20 protein-coding genes and 1 riboswitch are annotated in these 15,257 nt (G+C 66.4%); of the genes, 10 read left to right on the forward strand and 10 right to left on the reverse strand.

Annotated features, from left to right (window positions below; all coding sequences use genetic code 11):
• Nucleotides 1–74: 74 nt before the first annotated feature.
• From tolA to LGN17_RS05475, 5 genes are all read right to left on the reverse strand, one after another.
• Nucleotides 75–1,127, reverse strand: a complete 1,053-nt coding sequence (gene tolA / locus LGN17_RS05455; protein ID WP_226195457.1) for a cell envelope integrity protein TolA — start codon at nt 1,125–1,127, stop codon at nt 75–77.
• Entirely contained in the window at nt 1,124–1,573 is a 450-nt protein-coding gene (gene tolR / locus LGN17_RS05460; RefSeq protein WP_006484943.1) for a protein TolR, read from the reverse strand. Before tolR ends, tolA begins: the two co-directional genes overlap by 4 nt.
• Nucleotides 1,574–1,583: 10 nt before the next feature.
• A complete protein-coding gene (gene tolQ / locus LGN17_RS05465) occupies nt 1,584–2,261 on the reverse strand; it encodes a protein TolQ (RefSeq protein WP_021157170.1) in 678 nt (225 codons plus the stop codon).
• Nucleotides 2,262–2,391: 130 nt separating this feature from the next.
• The gene (gene ybgC, locus LGN17_RS05470; protein ID WP_226195458.1) at nt 2,392–2,877 is read right to left on the reverse strand and encodes a tol-pal system-associated acyl-CoA thioesterase; all 486 of its coding nucleotides are present in this window, start codon (nt 2,875–2,877) and stop codon (nt 2,392–2,394) included.
• Between the two features lie 108 nt (nt 2,878–2,985).
• Entirely contained in the window at nt 2,986–3,732 is a 747-nt protein-coding gene (locus tag LGN17_RS05475) for an SDR family oxidoreductase (RefSeq protein WP_226195459.1), read from the reverse strand.
• Nucleotides 3,733–3,913: 181 nt separating this feature from the next.
• A riboswitch (ZMP/ZTP riboswitch) is annotated at nt 3,914–4,014 on the forward strand.
• 137 nt (nt 4,015–4,151) lie between these two features.
• Here LGN17_RS05475 and glyA point away from each other — a divergent pair.
• The 7 genes from glyA (at nt 4,152) to LGN17_RS05510 (ending at nt 8,940) form a co-directional block, all read left to right on the forward strand.
• Complete coding sequence (gene glyA, locus LGN17_RS05480; RefSeq protein WP_069255884.1) at nt 4,152–5,399, forward strand: serine hydroxymethyltransferase; 1,248 nt, start codon at nt 4,152–4,154, stop codon at nt 5,397–5,399.
• A 6-nt stretch (nt 5,400–5,405) separates the two neighbouring features.
• A complete protein-coding gene (nrdR, locus tag LGN17_RS05485) occupies nt 5,406–5,885 on the forward strand; it encodes a transcriptional regulator NrdR (protein ID WP_006476792.1) in 480 nt (159 codons plus the stop codon).
• A gap of 153 nt (nt 5,886–6,038) precedes the next feature.
• The gene (locus LGN17_RS05490) at nt 6,039–6,602 is read left to right on the forward strand and encodes a GspH/FimT family pseudopilin (RefSeq protein ID WP_226195460.1); all 564 of its coding nucleotides are present in this window, start codon (nt 6,039–6,041) and stop codon (nt 6,600–6,602) included.
• Nucleotides 6,603–6,607: 5 nt separating this feature from the next.
• Nucleotides 6,608–7,009 (forward strand): hypothetical protein, encoded by a 402-nt coding sequence (locus LGN17_RS05495; RefSeq protein WP_226195461.1) that lies wholly within the window; start codon nt 6,608–6,610, stop codon nt 7,007–7,009.
• A complete protein-coding gene (locus LGN17_RS05500; protein ID WP_319000807.1) occupies nt 6,993–7,832 on the forward strand; it encodes a PilW family protein in 840 nt (279 codons plus the stop codon). The genes LGN17_RS05495 and LGN17_RS05500 overlap by 17 nt, the downstream gene beginning before the upstream one ends.
• Nucleotides 7,833–8,035: 203 nt before the next feature.
• The gene (locus LGN17_RS05505; protein ID WP_226195718.1) at nt 8,036–8,497 is read left to right on the forward strand and encodes a pilus assembly protein; all 462 of its coding nucleotides are present in this window, start codon (nt 8,036–8,038) and stop codon (nt 8,495–8,497) included.
• Entirely contained in the window at nt 8,494–8,940 is a 447-nt protein-coding gene (locus LGN17_RS05510; RefSeq protein WP_175957949.1) for a type IV pilin protein, read from the forward strand. The genes LGN17_RS05505 and LGN17_RS05510 overlap by 4 nt, the downstream gene beginning before the upstream one ends.
• Nucleotides 8,941–8,997: 57 nt before the next feature.
• On the opposite strand, the gene LGN17_RS05515 is transcribed toward LGN17_RS05510, so the two are convergent.
• The 3 genes from LGN17_RS05515 to LGN17_RS05525 form a co-directional block, all read right to left on the reverse strand.
• Complete coding sequence (locus LGN17_RS05515) at nt 8,998–9,441, reverse strand: DUF3318 domain-containing protein (RefSeq protein WP_226195463.1); 444 nt, start codon at nt 9,439–9,441, stop codon at nt 8,998–9,000.
• Nucleotides 9,442–9,484: 43 nt separating this feature from the next.
• Nucleotides 9,485–9,874, reverse strand: a complete 390-nt coding sequence (locus LGN17_RS05520) for a phage holin family protein (RefSeq protein WP_226195464.1) — start codon at nt 9,872–9,874, stop codon at nt 9,485–9,487.
• A 123-nt stretch (nt 9,875–9,997) separates the two neighbouring features.
• Entirely contained in the window at nt 9,998–10,300 is a 303-nt protein-coding gene (locus LGN17_RS05525; protein WP_006494044.1) for a DUF883 family protein, read from the reverse strand.
• Between the two features lie 318 nt (nt 10,301–10,618).
• Here LGN17_RS05525 and LGN17_RS05530 point away from each other — a divergent pair, with 318 nt between their 5' ends.
• On the forward strand, nt 10,619–11,257 hold the full coding sequence (locus LGN17_RS05530) for a peroxiredoxin (protein WP_034182833.1): 639 nt from the start codon (nt 10,619–10,621) through the stop codon (nt 11,255–11,257).
• Between the two features lie 150 nt (nt 11,258–11,407).
• Here LGN17_RS05530 and LGN17_RS05535 read toward each other — a convergent pair whose 3' ends face one another.
• A complete protein-coding gene (locus tag LGN17_RS05535) occupies nt 11,408–12,595 on the reverse strand; it encodes an acyl-CoA dehydrogenase (protein ID WP_046545018.1) in 1,188 nt (395 codons plus the stop codon).
• A gap of 213 nt (nt 12,596–12,808) precedes the next feature.
• Between LGN17_RS05535 and LGN17_RS05540 the strand changes: the two genes are divergently transcribed.
• Both LGN17_RS05540 and LGN17_RS05545 read left to right on the forward strand, forming a co-directional pair.
• Nucleotides 12,809–13,600, forward strand: a complete 792-nt coding sequence (locus LGN17_RS05540) for an IclR family transcriptional regulator (RefSeq protein WP_226195465.1) — start codon at nt 12,809–12,811, stop codon at nt 13,598–13,600.
• Nucleotides 13,601–13,747: 147 nt separating this feature from the next.
• Nucleotides 13,748–14,158 (forward strand): GFA family protein, encoded by a 411-nt coding sequence (locus tag LGN17_RS05545; RefSeq protein WP_226195466.1) that lies wholly within the window; start codon nt 13,748–13,750, stop codon nt 14,156–14,158.
• Between the two features lie 193 nt (nt 14,159–14,351).
• Here LGN17_RS05545 and LGN17_RS05550 read toward each other — a convergent pair whose 3' ends face one another.
• Nucleotides 14,352–15,155 carry an EAL domain-containing protein gene (locus LGN17_RS05550; protein ID WP_226195467.1) on the reverse strand — a complete coding sequence of 268 codons (804 nt, stop codon included), beginning with the start codon at nt 15,153–15,155 and terminating at the stop codon, nt 14,352–14,354.
• Nucleotides 15,156–15,257 lie beyond the last annotated feature (102 nt).

Below are 15,257 nucleotides of genomic sequence, written 5' to 3' on the forward strand. Positions count from 1 at the left end.
AACGGCAGAGACAGTAAAAATACCCGATTCGTTCCCGTCCGACAGCGACGCCCGGAGTGTAAGCGCATTTCCTTTCACTCCGCCGCCTTGAAGGTAATCGTAATGTCCGACGGGGTACGACCGTTAGAATCGGGCGGCAACGGGATCGATGCGTGGATCGCATTGACCACGGCTTGATCCCACCCCGAATTCCCGCTGGAGCGGGAAACCGATGCGCTCAATACGTCACCGGACGGCGTGCACCGAATCTTGACGACGGTGGTCAGGCCTGCTCGCTCGCCGCCCCAAACGATGTTCGGTTTGACGCGGCGGCGCACCTTGTCGGCATAGCCGGGCGTTGCGGCATTGCCGCCTGAGCCCGTGCCCGTGCCGCTTTTCGCGAGGCCTTCGCCGCCGCCTTCACCGGCGCCGGACAGGCCCTGCATCTGTGCCAGGCGGGCGCTGCGCTCGCGGTCGAGCTTCGCGTTCGCCGCCGCATTGGCCTTCGCGCGCGCCGCGGCTTCGGCCTTCGCCTTGGCCTGGGCTTCCGCCTTTGCCTTCGCGGCCGCGTCGGCCTTCGCCTTCGCCGCCTGCTGCGCTTCGAGCTGCGCCTGCTTCTGCTGCTGGAGTTTCTGCTGTTCGAGCTTTTGCTGCTCGGCGAGCTGCTGTTGCTTGAGCTTGTCGGCCTGCTTCTGCCTGTCGCGTTCCGCGGCCTTCTGCGCGGCGAGCGCGGCTGCCTGCGCTGCGAGCTGCGCGCGTCGGGCTTCCTCTTCCTGCTGGGCCTTCAGTTGCTGCGCGCGGCGCTGCTGTTCGAGCAGCGCTTCACGTGCGGCGGCTTCCTGCTGCCGCTTCTTCTGCTGCAGCGCGATGTCGGCCTGCTCGTCGCGCACCGGGGGAGCGGGCGGCGCGACCTTCACGGGCGGTGCGGGTGTGACAACGGGCCGCGGCGCGGGGACATCGGGCACCTCGGTCCACAGCTCGGCTTCGGCGCCGGCCGGCGTGCTGTTCTGCCATTGCACGCCGTGATAGAGGAACAGCGCGAGCAGCACGTGCATCAGCGCGGCGAGCGCGAATGCGCGCCAGGTGCCCCGCTCGCGGGGAGGCCGAGGCGGGTAGGCGGAGCTGCGCGTGGATTGCTGCCGGTTCATTGCGATTTGACGAGGAGGCCGACGCGCTTGACGCCGCGCGCCTTCAGATCGGACATCACGGTCATGACTGCATCGTACTGCACGGTCTTGTCGGCCGCGATCACGACCGGCTGGTCGGGATGGTCGGCCTGCCGGGCCGAAATGAAGCTGTCGAGCTCGGCCTTCGTCATCGTGTCTTCCTGGGTTGCGCCCGAGTCGCCCTTGTATTTGACGCTCATCGTGCGATCGGCCTTGATGTTGACGACGACGGGCGGCGTCTGCTCCTGCGGCGCGGCGTTGCCGACGGTCGGCAGATTGATGATCGACGGGGCGACGAGCGGTGCGGTGACCATGAAGATCACGAGCAGCACCAGCATCACGTCGATGTACGGCACGACGTTGATGTCGGCCATTGCGCGGCGCGAGCGGCCGCCGCGCATGCTGGATCGGATGGGACTTCCTGCCATGGCGCGCTCCTTACTGGGCTTGACGCTGCAGGATGTTCGAGAATTCTTCGATGAAGGTCTCGAAACGGATCGCGAGGCGGTCGATGTCGTGCGCGTAGCGGTTGTACGCGACCACCGCCGGAATCGCGGCGAACAGGCCGATCGCGGTGGCGACGAGCGCCTCGGCGATGCCCGGTGCGACGTTCGCGAGCGTGGCCTGCTGCACGTTCGCGAGGCCGCGGAACGAGTTCATGATCCCCCAGACCGTGCCGAACAGACCGATGTACGGGCTGACCGAGCCGACCGATGCGAGGAACGCGAGGTTCGCCTCGAGCACGTCCATTTCACGCTGGAACGACGCGCGCATCGCACGGCGTGCGCCGTCGAGCACGAGGCCCGGATCGCTGATGCGTTTTTCCTTCGCCTTCAGGAACTCGCGCATCCCCGATTCGAAGATCCGCTCGAGCGCGCCGATCGTGTGGCGGTTGTTGGCGGCGCTCTGGTACAGCGCCTGCAGGTCGCCGCCCGACCAGAAATCCTTCTCGAAGCGTTCGGTCTGCGCGCGTGCGCGGCGGATCGCGAACCACTTGCGGAAGATGAAGGTCCACGACATCAGCGACAGCAGCAGCAGCAGCCCCATCACGGCCTGGGCCAGCACGCTCGCGTTGAGGACGAGGGAAATGATCGACAGGTCTTGAGAAGTGTTCATAGAGGTTTGAGTAACGTCCCTTCGGGGCGTCCGGTATGCGTGCGGCGCGGCGCGCCGGCCATGCCTGACGCCGAACCTTGCTTAGTATCGAATCAGAAAGGCAAGTTCATGGGCTTTGTCTAAACGGGGCTCAGGCGAGCTTCGTTGACAATACAGTCTGCCCGGTTTCGATGACGGGCCCGCGCTGCAGCGCGTCGAGCACGACCGGCGGGATGGCCGCGGGCCGGATGCCGGTACGGTCGACGCAGCCGAGACGGATGTGTCCGGCCACGAGCAGCGTGTTCCCGCACCAGGCTTCCTGTGTGAATTCCACCGATGCGCGGCCGATGCGTCCGGGCTGGCTCGTGATCGCCAGTGTGTCGTCGAGTCGCGCCGGTGCGCGGTAGTCGAGCGACGTGCTGCGGACGACGAAGATCGCGTCGGAATCGTCGGCGAGCTGACGCTGGTCGATGCCGCAGGCGCGCAGCCACTCGGTGCGGGCGCGTTCGAAGAACTTCAGGTAGTTGGCATAGAAGACGATGCCGCCTGCGTCGGTATCCTCGTAGTACACGCGCACCGGCCAGATGAAGCCGGAGGGCGCTTCCGGCGAGCGGGTAGGCTGGGTCATGGCGCGCATTCTACCGGAAGGCGGAAGCCGGATTCGTAACGGTTTCGTAACGGAATGTAGTACGGCGTAGCATGCCGCGGGCCGGCCGGAGGCGGGCCCGCGGCTGCATGCGACGGCTCAGCCACGATGAATCGCGAGGCCGGCCGGTGCCTGGGCGACCGGCATCATCTCGATCGTGTTGATATTCACGTGCGCCGGGCGCGTCGCGATCCAGTAGATCGTGTCGGCGATGTCCTCGGCCGTGAGCGGCTGGACGTTCTGGTAGACGTTCGCCGCCTTCGCGTCGTCGCCGCGGAAGCGGACGTTCGAGAATTCTGTGCCGCCGCACAGGCCCGGCTCGATGTCGGTCACGCGCAACGGCGTACCGATCAGGTCGGCGCGCAGGTTCAGGCTGAATTGTCGGACAAAAGCCTTGGTCGCGCCGTATACGTTTCCGCCCGGATACGGATAGGTGCCGGCGACCGAGCCGAGATTGAAGATATGGCCGCGGCCCCGCGCGATCATGCCGGGCAGCAGCGCGTGCGTGACCGTGACGAGGCCCGTGCAGTTCGTGTCGATCATCGTGTGCCATTCGTCGAGGCTGGCCTTTTGGGCCGGCTCGACACCGAGCGCGAGGCCGGCGTTGTTGACAAGCACGTCGAGTGCTGCGAATTCGGCGGGAAGGGCGGCCGGCACGGCCTCGACGGCCGCGCGGTCGCGGACGTCGAGCTCGAGCGGCAGAAGGGCATCGCCGAGTTCGGCGGCGAGCGCATCGAGACGATCCTTGCGGCGCGCGGTCGCGACGACGCGGTGGCCTCCCTTGACGAAGGCACGGGCGATGGCGGCGCCGAAGCCGGCGGACGCGCCTGTGACGAACACGATCATTGCTGCTCCTGGTCGATGACAAAATAGCGGGTAAGTATCCCGCAAGCCTACTGAGATTGCCGCACCGCGGCAAGGCGGCAAAGCGTTCCCGCACGGGCGCGCAGAGTCTGGCCCCAATGGTTTCCGGCGCACCGCCGGGCGGTTGCCTATTCATGACGCATCCAATACACTAACGCGCTCATCACCCCTGCGTGACTGGCGATAGAACCCTTCGGGTTCAAGGTGGAGCATCCCACCGTGAAGCGCGGGGCGCCGTTCTTGCCGTTCGCCTGGGCAGCCGTTGTGCGCCGTCGCGTGCATTGCCGGTGGCTGTCCTGCCTCGCGTCATACGGATTCCTCCGCCACGTCGAGCTGGTCCCGCCAGCAGCGCACCGTACTCGGCCGCTCCGGTCAACCTGTACACACTTAACGGAAACCGTATGTTTGACAGAGCCCAAAGCACCATTGCGAACGTCGATCCCGAAATCTTTGCCGCGATCGAGCAGGAAAACCGCCGCCAGGAAGATCACATCGAGCTGATCGCGTCGGAAAACTACACGAGCCCGGCGGTGATGGCCGCGCAGGGTTCGCAACTCACGAACAAGTACGCGGAAGGGTATCCGGGCAAGCGCTACTACGGCGGCTGCGAATACGTCGATGTGGTCGAGCAACTGGCGATCGATCGCGTGAAGCAGCTGTTCGGCGCGGAAGCCGCGAACGTGCAGCCGAACTCGGGTTCGCAGGCGAACCAGGGCGTGTTCTTCGCGATGCTCAAGCCGGGCGACACGATCATGGGCATGAGCCTCGCGCACGGCGGCCACCTGACGCACGGCTCGCCGGTGAACATGTCGGGCAAGTGGTTCAACGTGGTGAGCTACGGCCTGAACGAAAACGAAGACATCGACTACGAAGCAGCCGAGAAGCTGGCGCAGGAACACAAGCCGAAGCTGATCGTCGCGGGCGCGTCGGCGTTCTCGCTGAAGATCGATTTCGAACGCCTGGCGAAGATCGCGAAGTCGGTCGGCGCGTACCTGATGGTCGACATGGCGCACTACGCCGGCCTGATCGCGGCAGGCGTGTATCCGAACCCGGTGCCGCACGCCGACTTCGTGACGACGACCACGCACAAGAGCCTGCGCGGCCCGCGCGGCGGCGTGATCCTGATGAAGGCGGAGTACGAGAAACCGATCAATTCGGCGATCTTCCCGGGGATCCAGGGCGGCCCGCTGATGCACGTGATCGCGGGGAAGGCGGTGGCGTTCAAGGAAGCGCTGTCGCCGGAGTTCAAGGCGTACCAGGAGAAGGTGGTCGAGAACGCACGGGTGCTGGCGGAAACGCTGGTGAAGCGGGGGCTGCGGATCGTGTCGGGCCGTACGGAAAGCCACGTGATGCTGGTGGACCTGCGCGCGAAGCACATCACGGGCAAGGCAGCGGAAGCGGCACTGGGCGCGGCGCACATCACGGTGAACAAGAACGCGATCCCGAACGATCCGGAAAAGCCGTTCGTGACGAGCGGTATTCGTCTGGGCTCGCCCGCGATGACGACGCGCGGCTTCGGTCCGGCGGAAGCGGAACAGGTGGGCAACCTGATCGCGGACGTGCTGGACAACCCGGAAGACGCAGCGACGATCGAGCGCGTGCGTGCGCAGGTTGCCGAGCTGACCAAGCGTTTCCCGGTCTATCGCTGATCGACGATGCGCTGCCCGTTCTGCCGGCATGACGACACGCAGGTCGTGGATTCCCGCGTGTCCGAAGATGGCGCCGCGATCCGGCGGCGCCGTCGCTGCTCGGCTTGCGACAAGCGCTTCACGACGTACGAGCGGGTCGAGTTGTCCCTGCCGTTCGTCGTGAAGAAGGACGGCAGCCGCACGGAATTCGACCGCCGCAAGATCGTCGCCAGCATGCAACTCGCGCTGCGCAAGCGGCCCGTTGCTGCCGACGCGATCGACGCGGCGGTCGCCCGCATCGAATATCAACTGCTCGCGACAGGCGAGCGCGAAGTGCGTAGCGAGAAGCTCGGCGAACTCGTGATGAACGAGTTGCGCGGCCTCGATACGATCGCTTATGTCCGTTTCGCATCGGTGTATCGCCGGTTCGAGGACGTTTCCGAATTTGCCGACGTGATCGAAGAGTTCCGTCGCGCCTCTCCCGCCAAGACTCCGCGTAAGCGCTGACGCGCTGCGTCCGTTCATCGTCTTCTCCGTTGGGTCAGTTCGCGCCGATTGTGTCGGTCGCGATCGCATGCCGCCAGTCGGCCATTCGGCAAATGGTGCGCGTCCGCACGTGCCGCTACAGTCGTCGCATCACCCTGGCGAAGGACGACTGCGATGGGACTGCACGCTCCCCCCCTGAAAAACCTGTTGCGACGCTCGAGCGGGTTCACGCTCGCCGAGCTGATGGTCGCCATCTCGCTGGCGGCCGGGCTGGTGCTCCATGCGGCGCCCGCATTCGACCAGTGGCGCATGCGTGAGCGTGTGGACGCACGCTCGCGTGCGTTGCTCGGTGCGCTGTCGTTTGCACGTACCGAGGCGACGCGTCTTGGCGTGCGCGTTACGCTGTGCCGGGCCGGGAGCGGCAGCACCTGTCTGCGCGCCGGCGAGCGGTGCGATTCGGCCGAATGGTCGTGCGACTGGATCGTCAGCGGGCAGGTCGACGGGCAGTTGCGCGTGCTGAGGCGCTATCCGCGCGATGCCGAAGTGGCCGTCGCGGGTGCCGCGCACGATCTCGCGTTCGCGCCGCCGGCCGGTCAGGCAATCGGTGGCATCCGGCGCTTCGAATTGCGTCCGCGACGCGACGTGCCGGGCGGTGACGACGCGCATGTATCGCGTTGCGTGCGGATTGCGGCCGGCGGTCGGGCACGGGTTGTCGCCGGCCGCTGCGACGCGGCGTGAGCGCCATGCGCAACGCCATGCGCGGCACGTCGCTGATCGAAGCGATGCTGGCCATTTCGCTGCTCGCGACCGTGATGCTGGCCGTGGCGGGCAGCCAGCTTGCGATGGCGCGAGCGCAGCGCGCGACGATCTGGCGCGAACGCGCGCTGTGGATGGCCGATGCGCGTATCGAGCGCTTGCGCGTGGCCGCGCAGGCCGACGATGGCCTCGCGGCGCGGGCCGCGGCGACGCTGCCCGGCGGCGCGATGTTGCGCGGTGACGGGCCCGGTGGCGTCCGCTACGCGGTTGTCGGCTGGCGCGACGGCCATGCGACTAGCGGGCCGCGATGCGACGCGGCGGGCAGGTCGGTGCAACCGCCATCGTGCGTCCGGATTCCGTATCGGGAGGCTGATGCCGATGCATGCTGATCGCCGCATGCGTGCGCATACGCTGCTTGAAGTGTTGATTGCGATGACCGTTGGTCTGCTCGTGCTTGCGGCGGCCGGTGCGCTGTACCACGCGCAGCGCGTCGCACAGCGGCGCGCGGACGACGGGTTCCGGATGCGCGATGCGGCCGGCACCGCACTGTTGCTGATTGGCCAGGAGATCCAGATGGCAGGATTCCGGCCGCTCGATGCTGAAGCGATGTCGTCGTTGCCGCCGGTGTTCGGCTGTTCGATGGCGCGCGTGAGGGGCGATGGCGCACAGGTCCGGTGCGAGCCCGTGCGCGCTGCGTCGGACGCATTGCTGATCCGCTACGTCGGCGATGCCGTGTCGACGTGGCCCACCGTCAGCGGCCAGGTGTCGGATTGCCTCGGGCAGGGTGTCGGCGTGCCCGGCGAACGTGCGCCGGTGGAGAACCGCTTCGATGTGCACACCAGCCCGTCGACCGGCGAGCCTGAGCTGTATTGCGAAGGAAACGGCCGTCCGGGTACGCCGCAGCCGGCCGTGTCGGGAATCGATCAGTTGCGGTTGCGCTATCTTCGCCACGGCGGCACGCAGTTTGTCGATGCCGATGCACTGCGCGGTGACGACTGGCGCGATGTCGTGGCCGTGCATGTCTGCGTGCGGGCGCGCGGGGAACTGGCGGGCGAGCCGGTGCGGCATGTCGATTGCGACGGCCGCACTGTCGTTGCGCAAGACGGCCGTGCGCGTCTGACGCTCGATCGCATCGTCGCGCTGAGGAATGCCGTGCGCGCATTCGACGGTACATCGCGCGATGCGATCGATGAACGCGAGGGGCTGCGATGAGCGGAGCGGGGCAGTATGCGCGGGAGGGGTCGCGATGCATCGCGACACGCAACAGGCATGAGCGAAGCGAAACAAGCGGTGACGTTCTTCGGCAGGCTGCAGGTGCGAAAGTCCTGATGGCGAGCCGGCAAGCGCCGCACATACGATCGCGGTCAGCCGTCCGCGCTCGGCGTCGCGCAGCGGGCCTTGCATTGCCCGCGGTGATCGCGGTTGGCGCGGCGATAGCGGCATTGACAGGCACATGGTTCGAAGCCGCACTGACGGAATCGCGCCGCACGCGCGCGTTGTCCGACCGGCTGGTCGCATTCCACGCGGCCGATGCCGCGCTTGCGGCGTGTACTGCGCGATTGCGCCGGGGCTCGGCGGCGTACGTAAGCGAAGGCGAGTCGCACGCGGAGCCCGACGCGTGGCGGCGTATGCCGGCGCTGGCGGCCGCCGAAGCGTTCGCACCGTTCGCCGGATGGCCGATGGCTGCGCAACCGCCTAAATGCCTGATCGAAGCGTGGCGCGGAGCAGGGCCGGCCGGCGGCCGCGCTTACGTCGTCACCGCGCGTGGCGTGGGTGCGCATGCATCGAGCGCCGTCTGGCTGCAGCATCAGGTCGCGATCCGCGACGGACACATCGTCGCGTTGCACTGGCGTCGTGTCGCGACGGCGCTTCGATGAGCGGTCGCACGTCCGTGTACCGCTCGGCGGGATTCACGTTGATCGAGCTGATGATCGTGCTCGCGATCGTCGCAGTGCTGGCCGCGTGGGGCATCCCGTCGTATCGCGAGCATGTCGTGCGCGTACATCGCGCGTCGGCGGTCAGCGCGTTGTACCGGGCGGCCCAATATCTCGAAACACTGGACGGTGTGCCGCCTTCGGCATTGCCGATGGCGCTCACGCAAGCGCCGCCGAACGGGCGCGCGATCTATCGATTGGCGCTCAGGCGGCCGGACGGCGGTGATTCGCCGGTGAGTTACGAACTGGAGGCAATCCCGGTCGACACGGGCCCGATGCACGACGATGCGTGCGGTGCATTCACGCTGCGCTCGGACGGGACGAAAGGCAACGTACGGAGCGATGGCGCCGACGGACAGGTCGCGGCGTGCTGGGGTGCGCGTTGAGTTCGGAGGGAAGGTGCGCACACGGCGCTTGGCCGTGTGCGCGCGGGACGCCGACGGTCAGTCGTCGTGCGTGTCGAGCCCGCGCTCGTCGCGCGACTGCTTCCAGATCCGGTAGACCTCCCATGCCGCGAAACCGAGGGTGCCCCACTTCAGCGCGGGCCCCGCGCTCGCGCGCAGCAGCGAGCGAACGGGTTTTGCGAGCACGAGCGATGCGAGCGAGCTCAGCATCGGATACTGGTTGACGAGCTGGCCGAGGCTCGCGTTCAGGTTCTTGGCAGACTGGCTGAACTTGTTGCTGGACAGGCCGGGGATGAACACCTTGAGCCAACTGAAGCGCGTGACGGCCTGGCGCATTTCGCCGGCGGCTTCCACGAGTTCGAGCCGCTCGACTTCGGATCGCAGGATCAGCAGTTCCTTGCGGAGCGCGCGATGCTGCGACGCGCTCCAGTTCGATCGCGACGAATGGGAGCGGGGTGAATTGCCCGTGATGTTCTGGCTCATGGCGCGTCGGCGAAGTAGGTGGGAAGGGTGAGCGCGACTGCGTTCACGGCTTGCCGCGGAACAGTTCGCGGTCTTTCTCGAGTTCGGCGAGCGTCGCCTCGAATACGGTCGGGGCGTCGCGCAGGCCGGCGCGGGCCTTCAGTGCGCACACGATCCCGCCTGCTGCATAAAGCGCGGTGATCGCCGCGAGCGACTGCCAGCGATAGGTATCCCAGAACGCGATCGCGACGAGTACGGTCAGGCTGATGAGTGCCATCGTCGCAAGCATCATCGCGATGAGCCCGAGGAACAGCACGCCCATCAGGCGCTCCTTTTCCTCGGCAAGCTCGATGCCCACCAGTTCGAGGCGCGTTTGCAGAAGTCCGATCGCGGAGCCGACGAGGCGGCGCAGCGGTCCTTGGGCGGACGGCTGCGAGGTGGTGTCTGTCGTCATGGGTGAGGTGCGTACGCGTGCAGTGTGCAGCTAGGACAAAGCCGGCCGGCGGAAACCGCCGGCTGGCTTCGACGCCCGCAGGCCGCGCGACGCGGCCAACGGGACGAAACGGCGCAGAGCGCGTTACTTGCGGTTGATCAGCAGGCCGATCAGCACGCCGACGCCGGCGGCGACGCCGATCGACGTCCACGGATGCTCGTGCACGTAATCGTCGGTCGCGCGTGCGGCCTTCTTGCCTTTCTCGACCACCACGACCTGGACGTCGGCCGCCTTTTCCTTGGCCTGCTTCAGGCGCGACATGGCTTTCTCGCGCAGCTCGGCCGCACGGTCGCCCGTGCTGCTCGCAGCTTGCTTGAGCAGGTCTTCAGCGTCCGAGAGAACGGTTTTGATATCCGACATCAGTTTCTCCTTGTTGATTTCCGACATTGCAACTCCCTTCGTGCTGTCATGCTGCAGGTTCACATCGTAACGAAACGCCTGCCTGCTGGCGAGCCGGGAAGACACACGACGGCAGTGCAAGACCGCATGGTAAACGACTTGTAATCATCAACAGAGCGGCAAACGGGGTGAAAAGTTTCCCGCGTGGCCGTCCGTCCGGCACCGGCACCGGGCAAAAATGACAAAAAAGTATGAATATCAAACGGAATAATCGTTCGCTTGCCCCATTGCTTCCCGTAAGCTGACACACTTTCCCGCGCCGACCCGGGCGCGGTTTCAACCAGCATCGTTCGAGGAGGGAACATCATGAGTCTGCGTCTTGGCGACATCGCACCGGATTTCGAGCAGGAATCGAGCCTGGGCCCGATCAAGTTTCACGAGTGGCTGGGCGACAGCTGGGGTGTCCTGTTCTCCCATCCGGCCGACTACACGCCGGTGTGCACGACCGAACTCGGGCTGACCTCGAAGCTGAAGGGCGAATTCGAGAAGCGCAACGTCAAAGTGATCGCGCTGTCGGTCGACGGTGTCGAGTCGCACAAGGGCTGGATCAACGACATCAACGAAACGCAGTCGACGGTCGTCGGTTTCCCGATCATCGCCGATGCGGACCGCAAGGTTTCGCAGTTGTACGACATGATCCACCCGAACGCGAACGAAACGCTGACGGTGCGTTCGCTGTTCGTGATCGACCCGAACAAGAAGGTGCGGCTCACCATCACGTACCCGGCCAGCACGGGGCGCAACTTCGACGAAGTGCTGCGCGTGATCGACTCGCTGCAGCTGACCGACAACTACAAGGTCGCGACGCCCGGCAACTGGAAGGATGGCGACGACGTCGTGATCGTCCCGTCGCTGCAGGATCCGGAAGAACTGAAGAAGCGCTTCCCGAAGGGCTTCAACGCGGTGCGTCCGTATCTGCGTCTCACGCCGCAGCCGAACAAGTAAGCATCGGCTGCCGATGAACGCGATACCGGGCCGGCGGCCCGGCGCGCGGATCGGATGAAAAACGGCCCGCCCGGCAGTCATGCCGGGCGGGCCGTGTCTTTTGCGCGTGCGGGGCGCGGCGTGGCTGCCGCGCACGCCGTATCCGGACGATCAGAAGAATGCCTGGATGCCCGTCTGCGCGCGGCCGAGGATCAGCGCGTGGATGTCGTGCGTGCCTTCGTACGTGTTGACCACTTCGAGGTTCACGAGGTGGCGCGCGACGCCGAATTCGTCGGAGATACCGTTGCCGCCGAGCATGTCGCGCGCGAGTCGTGCGATGTCGAGTGCCTTGCCGCACGAGTTGCGCTTCATGATCGACGTGATCTCGACGGCCGCCGTGCCTTCGTCCTTCATCCGGCCGAGGCGCAGCACGCCTTGCAGGCCGAGCGTGATTTCGGTCTGCATGTCCGCGAGCTTCTTCTGGATCAGCTGGTTCGCGGCGAGCGGCCGGCCGAACTGCTGGCGGTCGAGCACGTACTGGCGCGCGGTGTGCCAGCAGGACTCGGCGGCGCCGAGTGCGCCCCATGCGATCCCGTAGCGGGCCGAGTTCAGGCACGTGAACGGGCCGCGCAGGCCGCTCACGTTCGGCATCAGGTTCTCTTCCGGCACGAACACCTCGTCGAGGACGATCTCGCCGGTGATCGATGCGCGCAGCCCGACCTTGCCGTGGATCGCGGGCGCCGACAGGCCCTTCCAGCCTTTCTCGAGGATGAAGCCGCGGATCGCGTCCTTGCCGTTCTCTTCCAGCTTCGCCCACACGACGAACACGTCGGCGATCGGCGAGTTCGTGATCCACATCTTCGCGCCGGACAGCGAGTAGCCGCCGGGCACCTTCTTCGCGCGAGTGACCATGCTGCCCGGATCGGAGCCGTGGTTCGGCTCGGTCAGCCCGAAACAGCCGATCCATTCGCCGGTGGCGAGTTTCGGCAGGTATTTCTGCTTCTGCGCGTCGGAGCCGAATTCGTGGATCGGGACCATCACGAGCGACGACTGCACGGACATCATCGACCGGTAGCCCGAGTCGACGCGCTCGACTTCGCGCGCGATCAGCCCGTAGCTCACGTAATTGAGGCCGGGGCCGCCGTATTCCTCGGGAATGGTCGGGCCGAGCAGGCCGACTTCGCCCATCTCGCGGAAGATTTCGGCGTCGGTGCGTTCGTGGCGGAACGCTTCGGTGACGCGCGGTGCGAGCTTGTCCTGCGCGTACGCCTGCGCGGCATCGCGCACCATCCGCTCTTCTTCGGTCAGTTGCTGGTCGAGCAGCAGCGGATCGTCCCAATGAAAAGTAGCAGCACTCATCGTCTCATCTCCTGTCGACCCGAGTTAGCGCTTTAGCGCTTACTCGGGTCCCATGCTTTGCGGTCGACCCGAGTTGGCGCTTTAGCGTTTGCCCGGATCCCATCCTTTGCGGTCAGTCCCTGATTCAGCCGGGTTCCATGCCTGAGAGTTTGCTTGACTGAAGTTCCGCTGTGCGGAACAATGTTTTGCAAATCGACCTCAGTGTAGCACCAGATGACACTTTCAACCATCGACGAAACCACGATTGACGAACGCAAGTTCGTCGTCGCGCTCGCGCGCGGGCTCGACCTGCTGCGTGCATTCCGGCCCGGGGAGACGATGCTCGGCAACCGCGACTTCGCGGAGCGCACCGGGCTGCCGAAGGCGACCGTGAACCGGCTCGCCTATACGCTGACCGTGCTCGGCTACCTGCGCTACGACGAGACGCTCGGAAAGTATGCGCTCGACGCCGGCGTGCTATCGCTCGGCTACGCGCTGCTGTCGGGCTCGGGGACGATCGACCTCGCGCGGCCGCACATGCAGGCGCTCGCACGCGAGATCGGCGCGGCCGTGTCGCTCGGCTGCCGCGACGGGCTCGACATGATCTACCTGGAGACGATCCGCAGCGAGACCGCGCTGACGCTCGGGCTCGCGCCCGGCTCGCGGCTGTCGATGCTGACGAGCTCGATGGGGCGCGCGTACCTGGCCGTGCAACCGGAGGACGTGCGCCGCGCGCTTTATGCGGAGCTGCATCGAGCGGCCTGCTGCGCGGCCGACGCCGATGCGCTCGTCGCCGCCGCGCAGCAGGCGGTGGCCGAGTTCTCGGCGGGCGGCTGTTGCTATTCGTTCCGGGCGTGGCACATGGACGTCAACGCGGCGGCCGTACCGTTTCGCGAGCCGCGCGAGGGGCGCTGGCTGATCCTGAGCTGCAGCGGCCCGGCATCGTCGATGGACGAGGACGTGTTCCGCACGCAGGTCGGGCCGAAGCTGAAGGCGCTCGCGCAGCGGCTCGGGCAGACGGCCTGAGCCACGCGGCGGGCGCTACTGGCTCGGTTGCAGGTAGCAGGGGCGGGCGGTAGCGGACGAGGCGGAGGTGGCACCGCCGCCGCGGGTTGTGCCACGGGCGAACCGCGCGCATGATCGATCGCCAGCTCATTCACGCAGAGGTTGGCCATGTCTCACGCAGAACCGATGGAAGGCGGATGCGCATGTGGGGCGATCCGGTACCGGATCACCCATGTTCCGGCCGACGCCGGTTTTTGCCACTGCCGGCTCTGCCAGCGCACGACCGGCGCGTCGGTCGTCGCGTCGGCATCGGTGCCGATCGACGCGTTCGAATACCTGCAAGGCGAGCCGACGGTCTATGCGTCGAGCGCGTGGGGCGAGCGGCGTTTCTGCAATCGGTGCGGCGCGCAGCTCGAATACCGGCTCAGCGAGGCGCCCAAGACGGTCGAGATCAATTACGCGACGCTCGACGAGCCGTCGCGGCTGCGTCCGGCCTGGCACGTCTGGTATGGGGATCGCTTCCCGGGCATCGAGATCGGCGACGATCTGCCCAAGTACGACGATGACGGAACGGCTTGAGCGGTAACCGCCGGCACTGACTGTGCCGGACACGAGGAGCGCACGCTTCCGTGAAGCAGGTCTTTCGACGAGGCCGGCAACCAATCGCCGGACATCGGATGGCGGGGCCGGCCAGGCGGCCCGATTCCCCGCCACATCACCAGCGTCACCCGCGTCCCGCATTCGGCACGCGGATCACCTCATCCACTCAGGCTCAGGCCGTCACGACCTTCGCAAACACGGGCCCCTGCATGAACCGCACGTCGTGCTGGCGCAGCAGCTCGCACTGCGTTTCGTCGACGACGCCGTCGAAGATCAGCGGAATCCGCACGCGCTGCGCATAGGCGACGAGCGCCTTGACCATCCCGTCGCGCAACGCGATGCCCGCATCCATCTTGATGTAGTCCGGGCGCGCCATCTCCGATTCGACCGCGAGGATGCGGCCCGGGTCCGGCAGCTTGTCCGCGACCTTGAAACCGTGATGCTGGTAGCTGCGCGTCAGGTAGCCGAGGAAGGTCTTGTGCGCGACGGCGACCGCCGGCAGCTCGATCACGATCCGCTCGGCCGGCAGCCCGAAGCGCTGCAGCACCGACGAGAAATGCTTGCCGTGGTCGTACTTCACGCTTTTCAGCAGCCGTTCGTGCACGCGCAGGAACAGCAGCCCATGGCGCTGTGCGCCAAAGAAATTGATCGCATGCAGCGTGCGCGACAGGCGGTCGATCGCGACGAGCGTCTGGTCGTCGACGGCCGAGTCGACCGGATCGTGCGGCGCGCCCGTGACGACCGTGACGGCCTGGAAGCCGAGCTCGTCGCCGTAGCGCTCGATTGCGTCCGCGAACGACGTCGATTGCGGCGCACCGGGCATCGTCACGTCGTAGATCGGTTCGTAGGCGCTGCCGAGCGTGCGCTCGGGCAGGTTCGCGCTGGCGGTGCCGCCATCGGCGAGCGCGAGGTGATCCCGCAGATACGGCAGTTGCCCGGCACGGGCGACCAGCTCGGGAATGGTGGGCGGAATCATCGGCGTAAGAAGGAAAAACGGCGGCCGAACGGGCCGCCTCGTAGCTTGATATTAGCAGTGCCGGCCAAGCTCGGCTCGGCGTTTCGCTCATATGGTTATCCC

Source organism: Burkholderia sp. AU30280, from assembly GCF_020420125.1.
Classification (GTDB): Bacteria; Pseudomonadota; Gammaproteobacteria; order Burkholderiales; family Burkholderiaceae; genus Burkholderia.